Origin of the sequence: Gordonia gummivorans, from assembly GCF_022513585.1 — a bacterium.
Classification (GTDB): Bacteria; Actinomycetota; Actinomycetes; order Mycobacteriales; family Mycobacteriaceae; genus Gordonia.
Genome location: NZ_JAKWBF010000083.1, coordinates 1 through 1,062, shown reverse-complemented (window position 1 = coordinate 1,062; position 1,062 = coordinate 1). Strand labels below are relative to the sequence as shown.

The 1,062-nt window shown below is 67.2% G+C and carries 2 protein-coding genes; both read left to right on the top strand.

Annotated features, from left to right (window positions below):
- The first annotated feature begins 148 nt into the window (after window positions 1-148).
- Window positions 149-343, top strand: coding sequence for a hypothetical protein (locus MKW15_RS24185; RefSeq protein WP_240862938.1), 195 nt, complete (start codon window positions 149-151; stop codon window positions 341-343).
- Window positions 340-1,062: hypothetical protein (locus tag MKW15_RS24180; protein ID WP_240862936.1), on the top strand; the 723-nt coding region annotated here is incomplete at its 3' end. The genes MKW15_RS24185 and MKW15_RS24180, both read left to right, overlap by 4 nt.

Here is a 1,062-nt window from a genome sequence, read left to right as displayed (position 1 = left end):
ATCGACACCCACCAGGCCGCCGAACTACTCAGCATCACCCCGCGCCACGTCCGACGCATCGCCGCCGACCTCGACGGAAACCGAGTCGCCGGCCGATGGATCTTCAACCGCAACAACGTGATCGACTACGCACAAGGAAGAACACACCATGGCACAACCCACTGACGTCCTCGAAGCCGCCGTCAAGCAGTACCTGTCCGAGCTGACCGACGACGACTTCGCCAAGCTCGTCGCCGAAGTCCGGCCACCCGCCGACGACGACAAGCCCGCCGAGCAGAAGCCCAAGCCGAAGGATGACGGCCCCGCGTACCCGGCCTCGTGGGGATTCGGAGACAAGAAGTGAACACCAACGCGCTACCCGGCGACATCGCCAACCTCGTCGAGCAGACCACCGCCCTCGGCGGCACCATCCCCGCCGAGCTGGCCGCGATCACCGACACCATGGCCGCGGTCGCCGACTGGACACCCCCAGAGGCCACCGACATCGCCAGCATCGTCCGCCGCGGTGACCTCGACGCCGACAACGCCGCAGCCATTCTCGACGACGCTCTCGTGCAGCCGAACCGCAATCCGGCCGACCTCAAGGTCACCGCGAAACACGAACTCACCCAACAGTTCGCGCGCACCCTCCAAGGCAAAGCAGGCGACCAGCTCATCGAATCCATCCGGCCGACGTTCACCACCGCGTGCACCGCGATCGCGAAGGCAGCAGAACTCGTCCCCGCCGGCGCGACACCCGCCGACCTCGCCGAAGCTGACGACCAGTTCATCCAGGCGTGGCGCACCCTCGGCGAACACCGCACCACACTCGACCAGGTGGCCGCGATCATCGACATCCTCATCATGAGATTCGACGTCCTCGGTGGACCCCAGCCGTGGCATGGCCCGCGCTGGATCGACGCCGCCTTCCACGTCACCGACGTGTCCTGGCTCGAACGCTGCGGCCGCGCACTCACCGCACCCAACGGCGCAGGAGGCGCACGCGGCGGCAAGTGGCACAGCATCAGCAGCGCGCTCACCCTCAACACCGTCACCGACGCACGCGCCATACTCGCCGACGCA